Here is a 17,960-nt window from a genome sequence, read left to right on the forward strand (position 1 = left end):
CGGTTGGGTGGCAGGGACATCAAGAACGGTACCGCGAACCTGGCGGTGGCTCGACGGGGTTTCCTTTGCCCACCCACCCGCCCGACACGGTCGGCCAAGAGGCCGGGCCCCCTGGGGCTCCGCCCCAGACCCCGACCCGGTGGGTGGGAAGTGCTGCCCAGGGCTCCGCCCTGGACCCGGCGGGGACTACGTCCCCTGCACCCCTCACGGGGCTTCGCCCCAGCACACCGACCAGCTCACCTCAGCACCCGACCAGTTCGCCCAGCACCCGCTCGGCACGCCCCGCGGCATACCGATCCAAGTACCTCGACACCCTGCTCAGCGCGCCTCAGCACCAGACCGGCCTGTCTCAGCACCCGACCAGTTCGCCCAGCACCCGCTCGTCGCAGGCCTGAGCACCCCGGTCCAAGTACTTCGACGCACCACCCGGCACGCCTCAGCAGCCCAGTCCGAATGCCGCAGCACCCAAACCGTCACCTCAGCGACCTGGTCCGAGAGGCTTCAGCACCCAACCCGGCACGCCTCAGCAACCTGGTCCGAGTCGCCTCAGCAACCAAACCCGGCACGCCTCAGCGCCCGGCCTGAACCCCTCGCCGCCCTACCCGGCACGCCTCAGCAGCCCCGTCAGAGTGCCTCAGCGCCCCGACCGGCCCGCCTCAGCAACCCGGCCCGAACACCTCGCCGCCCTACCCGGCCCGCCTCAGCAGCCCGGTCAGAGTGCCGCAGCGCCCCGACCGGCCTGCCTCAGCACACCGGCCCGAACACCTCAGCACCCAACCCGGCCCGGCAACCCGGCCCGAACACCTCAGCACCCGTACCGGCCTGCCAACGGCCAGCCGGCCGACGCGGCGTATGCCGCGTCGGCCGGTTGGTGGGAGCCGGGGGTCAGACCCGCGGCTTCTCTCGCATCTCGTACGTCGCGATGACGTCGTCGACCTTGATGTCGTTGAAGTTGCCGAGGTTGATACCGCCCTCGAACCCTTCGCGGATCTCGGTGACGTCGTCCTTGAAGCGACGCAGGCCCTCGATGTTGAGGCTCTCCGCGACGACCTTGCCGTCGCGCAGCAGGCGGGCCTTGGTGTTCCGCTTGACCTCGCCGGAGCGGATGAGAACACCCGCGATGTTGCCCAGCTTGGACGACTTGAAGACCTCGCGGATCTCCGCCGTACCGAGCTCGACCTCTTCGTACTCCGGCTTGAGCATGCCCTTGAGGGCCGCCTCGATCTCCTCGATCGCCTGGTAGATGACCGAGTAGTAGCGGACGTCCACACCCTCGCGCTCGGCCATCTGCTGCGCACGCCCGGCGGCGCGCACGTTGAAGCCGATCACGATGGCGTCGGAGCCCATCGCCAGGTCGATGTCGGACTCCGTGACCGCACCGACGCCGCGGTGCAGGACCCGGATGTCGACCTCTTCGCCGACGTCCAGCTGGAGCAGCGAGGACTCCAGCGCCTCGACGGAACCAGAAGCGTCACCCTTGATGATGAGGTTGAGCTGCTGGACCTCGCCGGCCTTGAGCACCTTGTCCAGGTCCTCGAGGGAGACGCGGCGCGTGCGCTTGGCGAACGCGGCGTTGCGCTCACGGGCGGCGCGCTTCTCGGCGATCTGACGGGCCGTACGGTCCTCGTCGACCACCAGGAAGTTGTCGCCCGCACCCGGGACGTTGGTCAGGCCCAGGACCTGAACCGGCGTCGAGGGACCGGCCTCGGAAACGCTGTTGCCGTTGTCGTCGTGCATCGCCCGGACTCGGCCGTACGCGTCGCCGACCACCATGGTGTCGCCGACCCGCAGCGTGCCTCGCTGGACGAGGACCGTCGACACGGCACCGCGGCCGCGGTCGAGACGGGACTCGATCGAGATGCCCTGCGCGTCCTGGTTCGGGTTGGCCCGCAGGTCGAGCGAGGCGTCGGCCGTGAGGACCACGGCCTCCAGCAGGGAGTCGATGTGCAGACCCTGCTTGGCGGAGATGTCGACGAACATGGTCTCGCCGCCGTACTCCTCGGCCACGAGGCCGTACTCGGTCAGCTGACCGCGCACCTTGGTCGGGTCCGCGCCCTCGACGTCGATCTTGTTGACCGCGACGACGATCGGGACCTCGGCCGCCTTGGCGTGGTTGAGCGCCTCGACCGTCTGCGGCATGACGCCGTCGTTGGCCGCGACCACCAGGATCGCGATGTCGGTCGACCTCGCACCACGGGCACGCATGGCGGTGAACGCCTCGTGACCCGGGGTGTCGATGAAGGTGATCTTGCGCTCTTCCTCGTTGACCTCGGTCGCGACCTGGTAGGCACCGATGTGCTGGGTGATGCCGCCGGCCTCGCCCGCGATGACGTTCGTCTTGCGGATGGCGTCGAGGAGCCGGGTCTTACCGTGGTCGACGTGACCCATGACGGTGACGACGGGCGGGCGGACCATCAGGTCCTCCTCGTCGCCCTCGTCCTCGCCGAACTCGATGTCGAAGGACTCGAGGAGCTCGCGGTCCTCCTCCTCCGGGCTGACGATCTGAACCGTGTAGTTCATCTCGCCGGCGAGGAGCTGGAGCGTCTCGTCGGAGACGGACTGCGTGGCAGTGACCATCTCGCCGAGGTTCATCATGACCGCGACGAGCGACGCCGGGTTGGCGTTGATCTTCTCCGCGAAGTCGGTGAGGGAGGCACCGCGCGACAGGCGAACGGTCTCGCCGTTGCCGCGAGGCAGCATCACACCGCCGACCGACGGGGCCTGCATGGCCTCGTACTCCTGGCGCCTCTGCCGCTTCGACTTGCGGCCGCGACGGGCGGGACCGCCCGGACGACCGAAGGCACCCTGCGTGCCACCACGGCCACCGGGACCGCCGGGACGACCACCGAAGCCGGGACGACCGCCGCCACCGGGACCACCCGGACGACCGGCGAAACCGCCGCCACCGCCACCGGGACCACCGGGACGGCCTGCGAAACCGCCGCCGCCACCCGGACGACCGGCGAAGCCGCCGCCACCCGGGCGACCGCCGCCGCCACCGGGACGACCGCCGCCACCGGGACCGCGGCCGCCGGGGCCACCGCCGCCGGGACGCGGGCCGGCAGCGGGACGCTGCGGCATCATGCCGGGGTTCGGACGAGGACCGGCGGAGCCGCCGCCGGGACGCGGGCCGCCACCCTGCGGACGCGGCATCGAGCCCGGGCTCGGACGGTTACCGCCCGGAGCCTGCGGACGCGGACCGCCGCCGCCCTGGGCGCCGGGCGCCTGGGGACGGGGACCGCCACCCTGGCCGCCGGGGCCGGGACGGCCGCCCTGCGGACGGGGCGCCTGCGGGCGCGCCATGCCGGTGGAGCCACCGGAGGTGAAGGGGTTGTTGCCCGGACGCGGACCGGCCGGACGGGAACCGCCCTGACGCGGCGCCGGAGCACCGGGACGCGGGCCACGCTCGCCACCGGGACGGCCCTGGCCGCCCTGGCCCTGGCCGGGACCGCCGGAGGGGCGGCCACCACCGGGCTTGGGGGCACCGGGGCGCCCGCCTGCGGGCTTCGGCGCGGCCGGGGACGGAGCCGCAGCGGGCGGCGCCGTGAACTCGGGCGCGGCCGGGGCCGGACGCGGCGCGGGCTTGGGGCCCGGCGTCGGACGCGGACCCGGGGTCGGCGCGGGGGCCGACGGGGCCGCGGGGGCCGACGGCTCCTGGGCCGCGGCGGGCTTGGGTGCGGCCGGCGGCTTCGGGGCAGCCGGACGCGCCGCCTGCGCCGGAGAGGGCGCGGCGGGACGGGGGGCGGCCTTCTTGGGGGCTGCGGGCTTCGCGGACTTGCCGTTGCCACCGCCCTGGAAGGCGTCAGTCAGTTTGCGTACGACGGGCGCTTCGATCGTCGAAGACGCCGAACGGACGAATTCACCGAGTTCCTGGAGCTTGGCCATGACGACCTTGCTCTCGACACCGAACTCCTTGGCGAGTTCGTAGACCCGGACCTTAGCCACTTCGCTCCTTTGAGGTCCGGGTTACGTCCGGACCGTCGCTAGTTCATGGGCGTACTCATCGCGTACTCATCGAGTGCTCATCGCAATCTCGACCTGCTTTCGACTCGCGAGGTACCAAGCCGCACGGTGTTCCGTGCGACACGTCTTTACCGTGTTGCCTGGTCGGCAACTGTTGTCTGCTCGACGTATCGGCGCAACGCCTTTGTGTCGAGCGGTCCCGGGGCGCGCAGTGCCCTCGGGAACGCCCGTCGGCGTACCGCCTGGTCGAGACAGATCTGGGCGGGGTGTACGTACGCACCCCGGCCGGGCAGCGTACCGCGAGGATCAGGGGCGCATGCGTCCTTGATCAACACGATCCGCAACAGATCGGCCTTGGCCGCTCGCTCCCGACACCCCACACAAGTGCGTTCAGGGCATGCGCGGACGCGCGTCCGGCCAGACACCGTTAAGTCTACCTCCCCGTACGCTCCTCACCCCTTTGGGGCAGGATTCGAACAGTTGCCGCGCATGAACCTGTCGTGATCTGAACGACCCGCGGCTTGGATCTATTCCCCGGAACCGTCCGCGGAGCCGTCACCGGCGCCGTTCCCGGCCGGTTCCGTGTCCGGGCGGATGTCGATCCGCCAGCCGGTCAGCCGGGCGGCGAGCCGGGCGTTCTGCCCTTCCTTGCCGATGGCCAGGGAGAGCTGGTAGTCGGGCACGGTCACCCGGGCCGACCTGGTCGCCAGGTCCACGATCTCCACCTTGGAGACACGGGCCGGGGACAGCGCGTTCGCCACCATCTCGGCCGGGTCCTCCGACCAGTCGACGATGTCGATCTTCTCGCCGTTCAGCTCGCCCATCACATTGCGCACCCGGCCGCCCATGGGGCCGATGCAGGCGCCCTTGGCGTTCAGGCCGGAGCGAGTGGAGCGTACGGCGATCTTCGTGCGGTGACCGGCCTCGCGGGCGATCGCGGAGATCTCCACGGACCCGTCGGCGATCTCCGGCACCTCCAGGGCGAACAGCTTCTTCACCAGATTGGGGTGCGTACGGGACAGGGTCACGGACGGGCCGCGGACGCCCTTGGCCACCCGGACGACGTACGACCGCAGGCGCATGCCGTGCTGGTACGTCTCGCCCGGCACCTGCTCCTGCACCGGCAGGATGGCCTCGAGCTTGCCGATGTCGACGAGCACGTTCTTCGGGTCGCGGCCCTGCTGGACCACACCGGTGACGATGTCGCCCTCGCGGCCGGCGTACTCACCGAGCGTCGCGTCGTCCTCGGCGTCGCGCAGGCGCTGCAGGATGACCTGCTTGGCCGTGGTGGCGGCGATACGGCCGAAGCCCGTGGGGGTGTCGTCGAACTCGCGGGCCTCCTGGCCCTCCTCGAGGTCGTCGGGGTCCTCCTTCGCCCACACGGTCACATGGCCGCTCTGCCGGTTGAGCTCCACGCGCGCGTGACGGCGGCTTCCCTCGGTGCGGTGGTAGGCGATGAGGAGGGCCGACTCGATCGCCTCGACCAGCAGGTCGAAGGAGATCTCCTTCTCCCGAACCAAGCCCCGCAGGGCGCTCATGTCGATGTCCACGGCTACGCCTCCTCTTCCTTCTTGTTGTCCTTGCGGCTGAACTCGACCTGGACACGCGCCCGGACGATGTCGTCGAAGGCGAGTCTGCGCGCGGTGGGCTTGCGGCCCTTGACTCCGGGGATCTCGGTGTCGACACCGTCGTCGTCGACCTTCAGGATCCGGGCGAGAAGCTCGCCGCCCTCGGCCAGCTGGAACTTCACCAGGCGGTCCGTGGCGCGCACGTAGTGCCGGTGTTCCGTCAGGAGACGCTCCGCGCCGGGGGTGCCGACCTCGAGGGTGTACTCCCCCTCGCCCATCGCGTCCGACTCGTCGAGCTTCGCCGAGAGCACGCGGCTCACATCGGCGATCTGGTCCAGGTCGGCGCCCGTGTCCGAGTCGACGACCACACGCAGCACACGCTTGCGTCCGACGGAGTCCACTTCGATCTCTTCGAGGTCCAGGCCCTGAGAGCTGACGAGCGGTTCCAGTAGTTCTCGCAGCCTCTCGCTCTGGGTGGTGCTCATCCGGGTGACTCCTCGGCCGCGTGTGCTGTTGTGGGATGGGGCGCGTGTCTGGTCAAAGGGTATCCGGTCGCAAGGTGTGTTGCCGTCCACCCGGTGACGAACGGTGCCGCTGAGTGGTCCCGGGCGACAGCCCGGGTACCGTGATCACGGGCGTGCAGCCCTGTCAGTCGCTTCTTTCTCGTACGAGCCCCCCGAGGACGTCTGAAGTGCCGTTTTCCCCATCGCCACGCGCCCGCTCGGGACCGCGCAGAAGGAGTCTGCTCGCCGTCGGCCCGGCGGCCCTCGCCCTGGCCGGCTGCACCGCCGGCGGCGAGGACTCCGGTGACCCGGGCGACGGCCCGTCGGCCGCCGACCGCCGGGCACGCGCGCGTGCGGCGCGGGACAGCGAGGAACTGGCCGAGCGGTACGACGCGGTGATCGCCGCCCGCCCGGAGCTCGCGGAGCGGCTGCGGCCGCTGCGGGGGGAGGTCGTACGGCACGCACGGGCGTTCGACGGCGGCCGAAAAGCGTCTCCCTCACCTGCTGTCTCCCCTTCCGCCTCCTCCGCCTCCTCCGCCTCATCGTCCCCCTCGGCCGCTGCTGTGCCGGGGAACGACCGGGACGCGCTCGCCGTGCTCGCCGCGGCGGAGCGGGACCTCGCCGACCGGCGGGCGAAGGCGCTGGTCGGGGTGGACGGCGAGCTGGCGCGGCTGCTGGCCTCGGTGGCGGCCGCCGGGGCGGCGCACGTCTATCTGCTGACGGAGGGGGACGCGTGAGCGACGCGAAGGACCAGGAACTGCGGGCTCTCCAGGCGGCGCTGGCCGCCGAGCACGCGGCGGTGTACGGGTACGGCGTCGTCGGCGGGCGGATCGGCGATGGGCAGCGCGTCGAGGCACGGACGGCGTATGACGCGCACCGGGCGCGCAGGGACGCGCTGGCGCGCGAGGTGAAGGACCTGGGCGGCAGGCCCGCGGCGGCGGCCGCCGGGTACGCGCTGCCGTTCCCGGTGGCGGACTCCGCGGCCGCGGTGCGGCTCGCCGCCGAGCTGGAGGACCGGGTGGCCGGGGTCTACTCCGACCTGGTGCGCGCGGCGGGCGGCGGGCGGCGGATGCTGGCCGCCGAGGCGCTGCGGGAGGCCGCGGTGCGGGCGGTGCGCTGGCGCGGCGAGAGCGTAGCCTTCCCTGGGCTCGCCGAGCGGGCGGACACGGCTCCGCCCGCGGCCGCGCCCACGCCGTGACCCCGTAGGGCACGCACCGCGGACAGTACGAAGGGAACGCTCGCGCATGGTTTTCGAACCGCCGAACCGCCTGGTCAGGGCGCTCGGTGAGACGGCACCGGACGGTGACGACTGGCTGGAGGAGCTGCCCGGGGCGGCGCGGCGGGCCGTCGCTCTACGCGAGTTGACCGTGGAACGGGTGCAGGTGCCCGGCGGGCGCAGCAGCCTGGTCGTCCTGGTGCGCACGGCCGACGGGACGCCCGCCGTGCTCAAGCTGGCGCCGGGCCGGGCCCGCCCGGAGGCGGAGCGGGCCGCGCTCGCCCACTGGGGCGGCCTGGGCGCCGTACAACTGCTGGAACCCTTCACCGCCGAGGGCGTGCTGCTGCTGGAGCGGCTGCATCCGGATGTGTCGGTGCGGTCGCTGCCGGAGGCGAAGGCGCTGCTGGAGGCGGCGGGGACGATGCGGCGGCTGTGGGTGGAGCCGCCCGCCGACTTCCCCTTCGAGACCGTGGCCGAGCGGACCGGGCGGCAGGCCGAGGCGATGCGGGCGCGGGCCCAGGCCGATCCCGAGGTGGCCCCGCTCGTCGACGTGGCGCTCGCGGCGCGTGAGCGGTTGCTGGCCGCGCCGCCCGAACACCGGCTGCTGCACGGCACGTTCCGGCAGAGCAAGGTGCTCGCCGGGGAGCGGATGCCGTGGCTGGCCGTGGGCCCCGACCCGGTGGTCGGCGAGTGCGCCTTCGATCTGGCCCGGCTGGTGCGCGACCGGGTGGAGGACCTGATCGCGCAGCCGTCGGGCGCGGCCACGACCCGGCGCCGGGTGAAGCGGCTGGCGGAGTCCCTGGACGTGGACCAGGAGCGGCTGCGCGGCTGGACGCTGTTCCGGGCCGTGGAGTCCGGTGTGCGGGCGGGGCGGGTGGGCCGGCCGCGCGACGCGGAGTTGCTGCTGGAGTTCGCGGCCTGGCTGTGAGCGCCCCGGAAGGACCGGAGCGCCCACAGGGGCGCATGCTCAGGCGGTGAGCCGGGCGACGGCCTCCTCGACCGTCAGCTCCTCGCGCTCGCCGGTGCGGCGGTCCTTCAGCTCCACCACACCGTCGGCCGCGCGCCGCCCGGCCACCAGGATCCGCGGTACGCCGATCAGCTCGGAGTCCGTGAACTTGACGCCCGGGGAGACGCCGGCGCGGTCGTCGACCAGGACCCGGACACCGGCCGCGGCCAGCTTCTGGGAGATGTCGAGGGCCAGTTCGGTCTGCAGGGCCTTGCCCGCGGCGACCACGTGGACGTCGGCCGGGGCGACCTCCTGGGGCCAGCACAGGCCCTTGTCGTCGGCGCTCTGCTCGGCGAGGGCGGCGACCGCGCGGGAGACGCCGACGCCGTAGGAGCCCATGGTGACGCGGACCGGCTTGCCGTTCTGGCCGAGGACGTCGAGCTTGAGGGCGTCGGTGTACTTGCGGCCGAGCTGGAAGATGTGGCCGATCTCGATGGCGCGGTCGAGGACCAGGCCGGTGCCGCACTTCGGGCAGGGGTCGCCCTCCTGCACGACCACGACGTCGACGTACGCGCCGACCTCGAAGTCACGGCCCGCGACGACGTTCTTCGTGTGCGTGCCGGCCTTGTTGGCGCCGGTGATCCAGGCCGTGCCGGGGGCCACGCGCGGGTCGGCGATGTAGGTGACCTTCTCCAGGCCCTGCGGTCCGACGTAGCCGCGCACCAGGTCGGGGCGGGCCGCGAAGTCCGTCTCGGTGACCAGCTCGACGGTGGCCGGGGCGAAGTGCGCCTCGACCTTGTCCATGTCGACCTCGCGGTCGCCGGGGACGCCGACGGCGACGATCTCGCCGTCGACCTTGACCAGGAGGTTCTTCAGCGTGGCGGAGGCCGGGACGCCGAGGGAGGCGGCGAGGGTCTCGATGGTGGGGGTGTCGGGGGTCGGGATGTCCTCCGCGGCCGGGAGGTCCGAGGCGTCGACGGACTTCAACTCGTAGGTGATCGCCTCGGTGTTGGCGGCGAAGTCGCAGTTCGGGCAGTCGGCGAAGGTGTCCTCGCCGGCCTCGGCCGGGGCGAGGAACTCCTCGGACTTGGAGCCGCCCATCGCGCCGGCGGTGGCGGCGCAGATGCGGTAGTCGAGGCCGAGGCGCGCGAAGATCTTCTGGTAGGCCTCGCGGTGCAGCGCGTAGGACCGGGCCAGGCCCTCGTCCTCGGTGTCGAAGGAGTAGGAGTCCTTCATCAGGAACTCGCGGCCGCGCAGGATGCCCGCGCGGGGCCGGGCCTCGTCGCGGTACTTGTGCTGGATCTGGTAGAGGATCACCGGCAGGTCCTTGTAGGAGGACGCCTGGTCCTTCACCAGCAGGGTGAAGATCTCCTCGTGGGTGGGGCCGAGCAGGTAGTCGCCGCCCCTGCGGTCCTGGAGACGGAACAGCTCGGGGCCGTACTCGTCCCAGCGGCCGGTGGCGTCGTAGGGCTCACGCGGCAGGATGGCGGGGAGCAGCACCTCCTGGGCGCCGATGGCGTCCATCTCCTCGCGGACGATGCGCTCCACGTTGGCCAGGACCCGCTTGCCGAGCGGCAGCCAGCTCCAGATGCCGGCGGCGGTGCGGCGTACGTACCCGGCGCGGACGAGGAGCTTGTGGCTGAGGACCTCGGCGTCCGCCGGGTCGTCGCGCAACGTCTTCGCCATCAACTGGGACATGCGCTGGACCGGTACGTTCGCCATCGTTTAGCTCCTGCTGCGTGTAGGTGATGGCAGGAGGTTATCCGGGGGGTACGGGGCGGTGGAAATCGGTTAGCGGCGCAGGAGCGGGAGCGGAGCGCCCATCACGGCGTACGGCTTCGGGGCGCTGGGGAAGAGGACCTGGCGGGCCAGGTCCCGGTAGCCGAGGGAGCGGTAGAGGGCGCGGGCGGGGCTCTCGGTGTCGATCGCGGAGAGGATCGAGCGGGGTTCGGCGGCGCCGTCGGTGATGGTGGTGATCAGGGTGCGTCCGATGCCGCGGCTCTGGTGGGCGGGGTGGACGTGCAGTTCGGTGATCACGAAGGAGTCGTCGAGCCAGTGGTCGTAGTGGTTGGCTCTGAGGTACGGCTCCACGACGGTGGACCACCAGTGGGTGCGGTCGTTGGGCATGCCGTAGACGAAGCCGACGAGGTCGCCGTCGGCTGTCGCGCCGAGGGCGCGGGCGCCCGGGTAGGTCATGTGGCGGAGGACGATCTGGCGGCGGACGGCTACCTCGTCCGGGCCTAGGCCGAAGGCCACGGCTTGGATGGCCAGCGCCTCGTCTACGTGGGCGGAGAGGTCGAGTGGGCCGATCACCAGGTCCATGGCGGGGAGCCTACAGGGGGGTTTCGGTTGTCGGCCGGGTGGCGGCTTGGATGTGGCTGGTCGCGCAGTTCCCCGCGCCCCTTTCGGGGCGCTTCAGAACAGCACGCTCATGAAGGCTCCCACTTCCTGGAAGCCCACTCGCTGGTACGTCCTTCTGGCCGCCGTGTTGAAGTCGTTCACGTAGAGGCTGACCACCGGGGCGACGTCGGCCAGGGCATAGCGGAGGACGGCTGCCATGCCGGGGGCCGCCAGGCCTGTGCCGCGGTATTCGGGGGCGACCCAGACGCCCTGGATCTGGCAGGCGCGGTCCGTCGCGGCGCCGATCTCCGCCTTGAAGACGACCTTGCCGTCCGCGTCGAAGCGGGCGAAGGCGCGGCCGGAGCCGACGAGTTCGGCGACGCGGGCCTGGTAGAGGAGGCCGCCGTCGCCGGCGAGCGGGGAGATCCCGACCTCCTCGGTGAACATCGCCACGCACGCCGGCATGAGCGTTTCCATCTCGTCCTTGCGGACGCGGCGGACGTAGGGGTCCGGGGCGATACCGGCCGGCAGGCCGTCGGTGACCATGAGCGGCTGCCGGCGGCGGACGTCGCGGGCCGGGCCCCACTGGGGTTCCAGCAGCCGCCACAGGTCGGCGGTGGACCCGGCGGGCCCGACGATGGAGGAGCAGCGGCGGCCGGCCCGGCGGGCCCGGTCGGCGAAGGCGCGGACGGCGCGCGGGCCGGCGCAGATCGGGACGAGGTTGGCGCCCGCGTAGCACAGGGACGTCAGCATGCCGTCCTCGTACCAGCCCCACATCTCGCCGCCGAGCCGCCACGGGTCGAGGCCGGCGATCTGCACCCTGGACGTCACGAAGGCGTTCGCGACCGGCTCACGGTCGAGTACGGCGAGCGCGGCATCCAGGTCGCTCGGTTCGAGGACCCGTGAGGTGGTCTGCGTCAACACGTGCGGGGCCCTCACACACTGGGGTCGGCTGATCCTCGCACTGTACCTGGCGGAGCTGGGCGGTGCCGCCGCGCTCGACGCCCTGAGACAGGCGAGGCCGGTACGGGCCGCTCTCACCCGTCGTCGAGCCGCTTCCTGAGCCGGCTCACCTCGTCCTGGAGGCCGCTCACCATCCGGTACAGCGCCTGCACGGCGACGACGGAGACACCGTTGACGTCGATGGGGTGGATGGTCCGGTCGTCGGCCCCCAGGCCGAACGCGGCGTACCAGTCCTGCGCCATGGGGCCGAGGTGCCGTACGCCCTCTTCGCCGCGGTAGCTCCAGGTGCTCACGGGCAGGGTGGCGACGGCACGCAGTACGGCGTAGCCGTCGTCGGGAGCGTGCGTGCCGGGGTCCGGTTCGGCGCACCAGGTGACGGGTTCGACGGCCGATTTGAGGGCCCGGTCGCTCTGCCCGCCTCCCGCCTCGAACGACGTGCCGTACGGAGGCCGACGCACCACGACGGGGCGATCCGCCGTCACGCTCTCCCGCTTCCGCTGTTCGACGCTCCGCAGGACTGCCCTGCCCAGCACCGTTTCCGGGTGGTCGTCCCCCAGAACCCTGCGGAGTGACTGGACGACCCGCGCGCACAGCCACCGGGCCTCCTCGGCGCCCTCGGCTTCGAGGGTGGCGATGGCGAGGTTCATCCGCACGCGGAGGGTCTCGGGGTGTTCCTCTCCCAGGGTCTCGCCGAAGTCGCGGGCGAGCTCCCGGAACAGCCCGAGGGCCGCGAGAGGACCGTCGAGCGTGGCCCGAACCGCCGCGTGGTTGGAGCGTGCCTGCAGCGTATGGGGGTGCACGCGGCCGAGGTGCCGCTCCCGGCGGGTCACGACGTCCCGCAGGCCGGCGATCGCCGTGTCCGGATCGAGGTCCAGCCCGCACAGCGCCTGGACCTCGGCGGCCTCGGTGCTCAGGGGGTGGTCCGGTCCGAGCAGCCGCTCGGAGCGCTGCCGCACGGCCGTGGCCATGGGGAGCGCCTCTTCGGCCGAGCCGCGCCGCTGGTTCCAGTAGGCCAGCGATGTGCGGACACGCAGGCTTGTGGGATGGCCCTGGCCCAGGGCGGTGTCGGAGTCGTCGGCGAGCCGGGCGAGCAGCGAGCACGCCGCGTCGTGCTCGCCGGCGCGTGCTGTGGCCCAGGCGTGGGAGTGCCGGGCGTCGAGCGTGGCCGGGGCCGTCGGTCCGAACGCCTGGATCACGTCCGGCAGCAGCTGGTCCAGCTCGATGTGCGCGTGGATCCAGTTGCCCGACCGCCCTCCCGTGCGGGCCATGCCCCAGCGGGCGAGCAGCCAGAGCATCTCGTTCCGGTCGGAGTGCGCGGCCTCGCGGTGGGCGGTCCGGGCGTAGAGCCGGTTGGCCTCGTGCCAGCAGCCCGTGTGCCCGAGCCAGAGGGCCTCCCGCAGGGCGGCGAGCCGGGTGAGGATGTGATCCGGTCCCAGGTGGCGTGCGCAGTCCGTGTGCAGACCGGCCGTCAGCTCCAGCGCGCGGCGGACGTCGTGGGTGTGGCCGGTCCAGAACGCGAGCGCGTGCCGGGCGGCCAGGGTTCTGGCGTCGGCCGCGCCGAACTCGGCTTCGGCACCGGAGGCGAGTCGCGAGGCGGCATCGCGGGCCAGTTCGGGTTCGCAAGCGGCGCTGAGCCTGGCGACCGCCTCCGCCAGCGCGTCGAGTCGCTCCTGGCCCTTCGGCCAGCCCGCCAGCTCCTGGGCCGAGGAGTGGGCCAGCACGGCGTCGGCGGCTCCGTCCCAGCCGCCGATCCAGGTGTCCGCCGGCAGACGCGGGACGAACTCCCTGCTCGGTCTGCGGGTGGTCCCCTGGCGGTCGCGGAGAGTCTGCCAGGACCTCTGCCACCGGGTGTGATCGATCTCGAGGGGATGGCCGTTGGCCCCGGCGAGGGACTCGATGCAGCGCAGGAGCGCCCCGATGGTCTCCCAGTCGCCGTTGCCGACGCCGGCCTCACGGTCCCTCAGGTAGCCGTAGAGGGTCTCGCGCCCGACGGGGATGGTCCGGACCACCTGCGCGACGGTGACCTCGCCCTCGTTCATGAGCCGGGCAAGCTCCGCCCGGAAGTGCCGCCACGTCTCCACGGTGCCCTCTCGACGACCGGTCCGGGACAGGTGTCCATGGTGTCCGGCCGTCCGGGAGGGCGTCCAGCGGATCGCATCAGTCCGGATCCGGTGTCCCGGACATCCGGGCTTTCCCCGTCCGGGGGCGGCTCGCGGTGAACTCGTCCCAGGTGCCCGGCACGGCTGCCGGGCGGTTCTGGGAGGTGCCGTGTTTCGCTACGCCGCCGGTCTGATCGACGGTTCACCGGTCGTCGCCGTCCTGGCTCTCGCCGTGCTCACCGGACCGGTGCTGCTCCGGCAGCTGCTGCTCTTCCTCGGCTTCCGGTGGGCGCTGCGCGGCGCGCGGCAGGACTCCTCGCGGGTGTCGCTCTTCGCCGCGTACTCCACGGCCCTGACGGCACGCCGTGCGCGCGGGACGCGCCGCCGGTGAGCGGGACTGTGTCCGCCGGCGGTCTGCGCGCGGTCAGCCCGCGACCGCCACCGACGGCTCGCCCGAGGCCACGCCGTCCGCCTCCATCTGTTCGGCCAGCTTCATGGCCTCCTCGATGAGGGTTTCGACGATCTTGGACTCCGGGACCGTCTTGATGACCTCGCCCTTGACGAAGATCTGGCCCTTGCCGTTGCCGGAGGCGACGCCGAGGTCGGCCTCGCGGGCCTCGCCGGGGCCGTTGACGACGCAGCCCATGACGGCGACGCGGAGGGGGACCTCCATGCCGGTCAGGCCGGCCGTGACCTCTTCGGCGAGCTTGTAGACGTCGACCTGGGCGCGGCCGCAGGACGGGCAGGAGACGATCTCCAGGCCGCGCTGCTTGAGGTTCAGGGACTCCAGGATCTGGAGGCCGACCTTGACCTCCTCGACCGGCGGGGCCGAGAGGGAGACGCGGATCGTGTCGCCGATGCCCTGGGAGAGCAGCGCGCCGAAGGCCACGGCCGACTTGATCGTGCCCTGGAAGGCCGGGCCCGCCTCCGTCACGCCGAGGTGCAGCGGGTAGTCGCACTGGGCCGCGAGCTGGCGGTACGCCTCGACCATCACGACCGGGTCGTTGTGCTTGACCGAGATCTTGATGTCCCGGAAGTCGTGCTCCTCGAAGAGGGAGGCCTCCCACAGGGCGGACTCGGCCAGCGCCTCGGGCGTCGCCTTGCCGTACTTCTGGAGCAGGCGCCGGTCGAGGGAGCCGGCGTTGACGCCGATGCGGATCGGGGTGCCGTGGTCGCGGGCCGCCTTGGCGATCTCCTTGACCTTGTCGTCGAACTGCTTGATGTTGCCCGGGTTGACGCGGACGGCCGCGCAGCCGGCCTCGATCGCGGCGAAGACGTACTTCGGCTGGAAGTGGATGTCGGCGATGACCGGGATCTGCGACTTGCGGGCGATGGTCGACAGGGCGTCGGCGTCGTCCTGCGTCGGGCAGGCGACGCGGACGATCTGACAGCCGGAGGCGGTCAGCTCGGCGATCTGCTGGAGGGTGGAGCCGATGTCGGACGTACGCGTCGTCGTCATCGACTGCACCGAGACGGGGGCGTCTCCGCCGACCGCCACGGCCCCGACCTGGATCTGGCGGCTCTTCCGGCGCTCGGCGAGCCTGGTCGGTACGGACGGCATGCCGAGAGAAATCGCAGTCATCTGCTGTGCAACCCCAAGTCGTGGATCAAGGTCCGGTCCCGTGAGCAGCGGGCTCCGAGCTTCGAGATTACGGCACATGGCCGGGGCCGGGCACATCCCACCCGCATCCCCACCCAATGGGGGCGGCCCGGCACGAAGTGTGCCGGGCCGCCGCGGAACCGCGTATGACTAGGAGATTCTCACCGGGTTAACGACGTCCGCGATCAGCACGAGGATCGTGAAGCAGATGAAGATCCCCGCGACCACGTAGGCGACCGGCATGAGCTTCGCCACGTCGAAGGGGCCCGGGTCCGGCCGGCGCAGCACCTTGGCGGTGTTGCGGCGCAGCGACTCCCACAGCGCGCCCGCGACATGGCCGCCGTCGAGCGGCAGCAGCGGGAGCATGTTGAACAGGAACAGGGAGAGGTTGAAGCCGGCGACCAGCATGAGGGCCATGGCCAGCTGCTGGGTGGGCGGGATGTCCAGGGTGAAGATCTCGCCGCCGACGCGGGCCGCGCCGACCACGCCCATCGGGGAGTCGGCCTCACGGGGCGCGCCGTCGAAGGCCGCGTTCCACAGCGCCGGGATCTTGCCGGGGAGGGCGGCGAGGGAGTCGACGGCGTCGCCCATCCGGTCCCCCATCCAGCTCACGGAGTCGCCGAAGTCCTGCTTGACCACGCCGGTGGCCGCGCTGAAGCCGAGGAAGCCGGCCTGGACGTACTGGCCCTCGACGACCTGTCCGCTCGAGTCCTTCTTGGCGACCTGGTTGGTGGCGATCTTCGCCTGCAGGGTGACGTCCTGGCCCTTGCGATCGACGACGATCGGCACCTCCTGGCCGGGGGTGGCGCGGATGAGGTCGGAGAGCTTGTTCCAGTCGTCGGTGGCCACGCCGTCGAAGGAGACGATCTTGTCGCCCGCCTTCAGGCCGGCGGCGGCGGCCGGGCTGGCCGCGTCGCCCTTCTCGCACTTGTCGCGGTTCTCGCTCTGGGCGATGACGCACTGGGAGACGGAGCTGACGGTGGTCGTCTGCTGGGTGATGCCGAAGCCCATGAGGATGCCGAGGAACAGCGCCACCGCGAGGATCAGGTTCATGAAGGGGCCCGCGAACATCACGATCACGCGCTTCCAGGGCTTGCGCGTGTAGAACAGGCGGTTCTCGTCGCCCGGCCGGAGCTCCTCGTAGGCGGCGGTGCGGGCGTCCTCGATCATGCCGCGCCACGGGGAGGTGGAGCGCGCCGTGAGGCGGCCGTCGGGGCCGGGCGGGAACATGCCGATCATGCGGATGTAGCCGCCGAACGGGATGGCCTTGATCCCGTACTCGGTCTCGCCCTTCTTGCGCGACCAGAGCGTCGGTCCGAAACCGACCATGTACTGCGGCACGCGGATGCCGAACAGCTTGGCGGTCGACAGATGGCCCAGCTCGTGCCACGCGATCGAGAACAGCAGTCCGACCACGAAGATCACTATGCCGAGGATGAACATCAGGGTCGTCATGCACGGGCCTCCGCCGTCTGTGCCGCCAGTTCCCGGGCCCGGGTCCGCGCCCAGGTCTCCGCTTCGAGGACGTCCGACACGGTGAGTGAGGTTCCCGTACACGGGGTGCCGTGCTCCTCGACGACCCGGGTCACGGTCTCCATGATGCCGTTGAAGGGCAGCGCGCCCTGGCGGAACGCCTCCACGCACTCCTCGTTGGCCGCATTGAACACCGCGGGGGCGGTGCCCGCGAGTTCGCCGACGTGCCGGGCGAGGTTCACCGAGGGGAAGGCCTCGTTGTCGAGCGGGAAGAACTCCCAGGTCGAGGCCTTGCTCCAGTCGAAGGTGGGGGCCGCGTCGGGGACGCGCTCGGGCCAGCCGATGCCGATGGCGATGGGCCCGCCCATGTCGGGCGGGGTCGCCTGGGCCAGTGTCGATCCATCCGTGAACTCAACCATCGAGTGGACATACGACTGCGGATGCACGACGACCTCAATGAGGTCGAAGGGAATGTCGTAGAGGAGGTGTGCCTCGATGACCTCCAGGCCCTTGTTGACGAGGGTCGCGGAGTTGATCGTGATGACCGGGCCCATCGCCCAGGTGGGGTGGGCGAGGGCGTCCTCGACGGTGACGTTCGCCAGCTCCCGCTTCGTACGGCCGCGGAAGGGGCCGCCGGAGGCGGTGACGACCAGCTTGCGGACGTCGGCGCGGGTGCCGGCGGCCAGGGCCTGGAAGAGGGCGGCGTGCTCGGAGTCGACCGGGATGATCTGGCCGGGCTTGGCGAGGGCCTTGACCAGCGGGCCGCCCACGATGAGCGACTCCTTGTTGGCGAGCGCGAGGGTGCGGCCCGCCTCCAGGGCGGCGAGGGTCGGGGCGAGGCCGATGGAGCCGGTGATGCCGTTCAGGACGGTGTGGCAGTCGGATGCCGCCAGGTGCGTGGCACCGTCCGGGCCGGCGAGGATCTCGGGGAGCGGCTCGCCCGTGCCGTACTGCGCGGAGAGCGCCTCGCGCAGGGCCGGTACGACGTCCTCGCGGGCGACCGCGACCGTGGGCACCCGCAGCCGGTACGCCTGCTCGGCGAGCAGCGCGACCCGGCCGCCGTTGGCGGACAGGCCGGTGACCCGGAAGCGGTCGGGGTTGCGCAGCACGAGGTCGATGGCCTGTGTGCCGATGGACCCGGTGGAGCCGAGGATCACCACGTCCTTCGGGCCGTCGCCCGCTACGGGGTCGTAGACGAGGTGCGGGTCGGCGAGGGGGGCTGGACTGTCGCTCATTCCTCCATTGTTGCCGTAAGGCCGGCGTGTGAGGACAGCGCATCCCCCTCCCAG

Annotated in this window: 15 protein-coding genes; 4 read left to right on the forward strand and 11 right to left on the reverse strand. The window is 71.9% G+C overall.

Going from position 1 to position 17,960, the window contains the following annotated elements:
- Nucleotides 1–885: 885 nt before the first annotated feature.
- From infB to rimP, 4 genes are all read right to left on the reverse strand, one after another.
- A complete protein-coding gene (infB, locus tag KJK29_RS09110; protein WP_215118206.1) occupies nucleotides 886–3,945 on the reverse strand; it encodes a translation initiation factor IF-2 in 3,060 nt (1,019 codons plus the stop codon).
- A gap of 146 nt (nucleotides 3,946–4,091) precedes the next feature.
- On the reverse strand, nucleotides 4,092–4,388 hold the full coding sequence (locus tag KJK29_RS09115) for a YlxR family protein (RefSeq protein ID WP_215118207.1): 297 nt from the start codon (nucleotides 4,386–4,388) through the stop codon (nucleotides 4,092–4,094).
- A gap of 102 nt (nucleotides 4,389–4,490) precedes the next feature.
- Complete coding sequence (nusA, locus tag KJK29_RS09120) at nucleotides 4,491–5,513, reverse strand: transcription termination factor NusA (RefSeq protein WP_215118208.1); 1,023 nt, start codon at nucleotides 5,511–5,513, stop codon at nucleotides 4,491–4,493.
- Nucleotides 5,514–5,515: 2 nt separating this feature from the next.
- Nucleotides 5,516–6,016, reverse strand: coding sequence for a ribosome maturation factor RimP (gene rimP / locus KJK29_RS09125; protein ID WP_215118209.1), 501 nt, complete (start codon nucleotides 6,014–6,016; stop codon nucleotides 5,516–5,518).
- A gap of 206 nt (nucleotides 6,017–6,222) precedes the next feature.
- Between rimP and KJK29_RS09130 the strand changes: the two genes are divergently transcribed.
- Genes KJK29_RS09130 through KJK29_RS09140 form a run of 3 tightly spaced genes read left to right on the forward strand, consistent with a single transcriptional unit; the run spans nucleotide 6,223 to nucleotide 8,178 of the window.
- A complete protein-coding gene (locus KJK29_RS09130; protein ID WP_215118210.1) occupies nucleotides 6,223–6,771 on the forward strand; it encodes a hypothetical protein in 549 nt (182 codons plus the stop codon).
- On the forward strand, nucleotides 6,768–7,232 hold the full coding sequence (locus KJK29_RS09135) for a ferritin-like domain-containing protein (protein WP_215118211.1): 465 nt from the start codon (nucleotides 6,768–6,770) through the stop codon (nucleotides 7,230–7,232). The genes KJK29_RS09130 and KJK29_RS09135 overlap by 4 nt, the downstream gene beginning before the upstream one ends.
- 46 nt (nucleotides 7,233–7,278) lie before the next feature.
- Nucleotides 7,279–8,178 (forward strand): aminoglycoside phosphotransferase family protein, encoded by a 900-nt coding sequence (locus KJK29_RS09140; RefSeq protein WP_215118212.1) that lies wholly within the window; start codon nucleotides 7,279–7,281, stop codon nucleotides 8,176–8,178.
- Nucleotides 8,179–8,217: 39 nt separating this feature from the next.
- Here the strand turns inward: KJK29_RS09140 and KJK29_RS09145 are convergent, their stop codons facing one another.
- The 4 genes from KJK29_RS09145 to KJK29_RS09160 form a co-directional block, all read right to left on the reverse strand.
- Nucleotides 8,218–9,918 carry a proline--tRNA ligase gene (locus KJK29_RS09145; RefSeq protein ID WP_215118213.1) on the reverse strand — a complete coding sequence of 567 codons (1,701 nt, stop codon included), beginning with the start codon at nucleotides 9,916–9,918 and terminating at the stop codon, nucleotides 8,218–8,220.
- A 69-nt stretch (nucleotides 9,919–9,987) separates the two neighbouring features.
- Nucleotides 9,988–10,518 (reverse strand): GNAT family N-acetyltransferase, encoded by a 531-nt coding sequence (locus KJK29_RS09150; protein ID WP_215118214.1) that lies wholly within the window; start codon nucleotides 10,516–10,518, stop codon nucleotides 9,988–9,990.
- A 93-nt stretch (nucleotides 10,519–10,611) separates the two neighbouring features.
- A complete protein-coding gene (locus tag KJK29_RS09155) occupies nucleotides 10,612–11,460 on the reverse strand; it encodes a GNAT family N-acetyltransferase (protein WP_215118215.1) in 849 nt (282 codons plus the stop codon).
- 113 nt (nucleotides 11,461–11,573) lie between these two features.
- Complete coding sequence (locus KJK29_RS09160) at nucleotides 11,574–13,580, reverse strand: tetratricopeptide repeat protein (RefSeq protein WP_215118216.1); 2,007 nt, start codon at nucleotides 13,578–13,580, stop codon at nucleotides 11,574–11,576.
- Nucleotides 13,581–13,767: 187 nt separating this feature from the next.
- On the opposite strand from KJK29_RS09160, the gene KJK29_RS09165 reads away from it, so the two are divergent.
- A complete protein-coding gene (locus tag KJK29_RS09165; RefSeq protein WP_215118217.1) occupies nucleotides 13,768–13,989 on the forward strand; it encodes a hypothetical protein in 222 nt (73 codons plus the stop codon).
- A 33-nt stretch (nucleotides 13,990–14,022) separates the two neighbouring features.
- Here KJK29_RS09165 and ispG read toward each other — a convergent pair whose 3' ends face one another.
- The 3 genes from ispG to dxr all read right to left on the reverse strand — a co-directional run bounded on the left by ispG (nucleotide 14,023) and on the right by dxr (nucleotide 17,906).
- A complete protein-coding gene (ispG, locus tag KJK29_RS09170; RefSeq protein WP_215118218.1) occupies nucleotides 14,023–15,180 on the reverse strand; it encodes a flavodoxin-dependent (E)-4-hydroxy-3-methylbut-2-enyl-diphosphate synthase in 1,158 nt (385 codons plus the stop codon).
- Between the two features lie 168 nt (nucleotides 15,181–15,348).
- Nucleotides 15,349–16,641: a M50 family metallopeptidase gene (locus tag KJK29_RS09175; RefSeq protein WP_215124215.1), complete on the reverse strand. Its 1,293-nt coding sequence runs from the start codon at nucleotides 16,639–16,641 to the stop codon at nucleotides 15,349–15,351.
- Between the two features lie 8 nt (nucleotides 16,642–16,649).
- Nucleotides 16,650–17,906 carry a 1-deoxy-D-xylulose-5-phosphate reductoisomerase gene (dxr, locus tag KJK29_RS09180; RefSeq protein WP_215118219.1) on the reverse strand — a complete coding sequence of 419 codons (1,257 nt, stop codon included), beginning with the start codon at nucleotides 17,904–17,906 and terminating at the stop codon, nucleotides 16,650–16,652.
- Nucleotides 17,907–17,960: the final 54 nt, after the last annotated feature.

The sequence above is a fragment of the Streptomyces koelreuteriae genome (assembly GCF_018604545.1).
In the GTDB taxonomy this organism is placed as follows: Bacteria; Actinomycetota; Actinomycetes; order Streptomycetales; family Streptomycetaceae; genus Streptomyces; species Streptomyces koelreuteriae.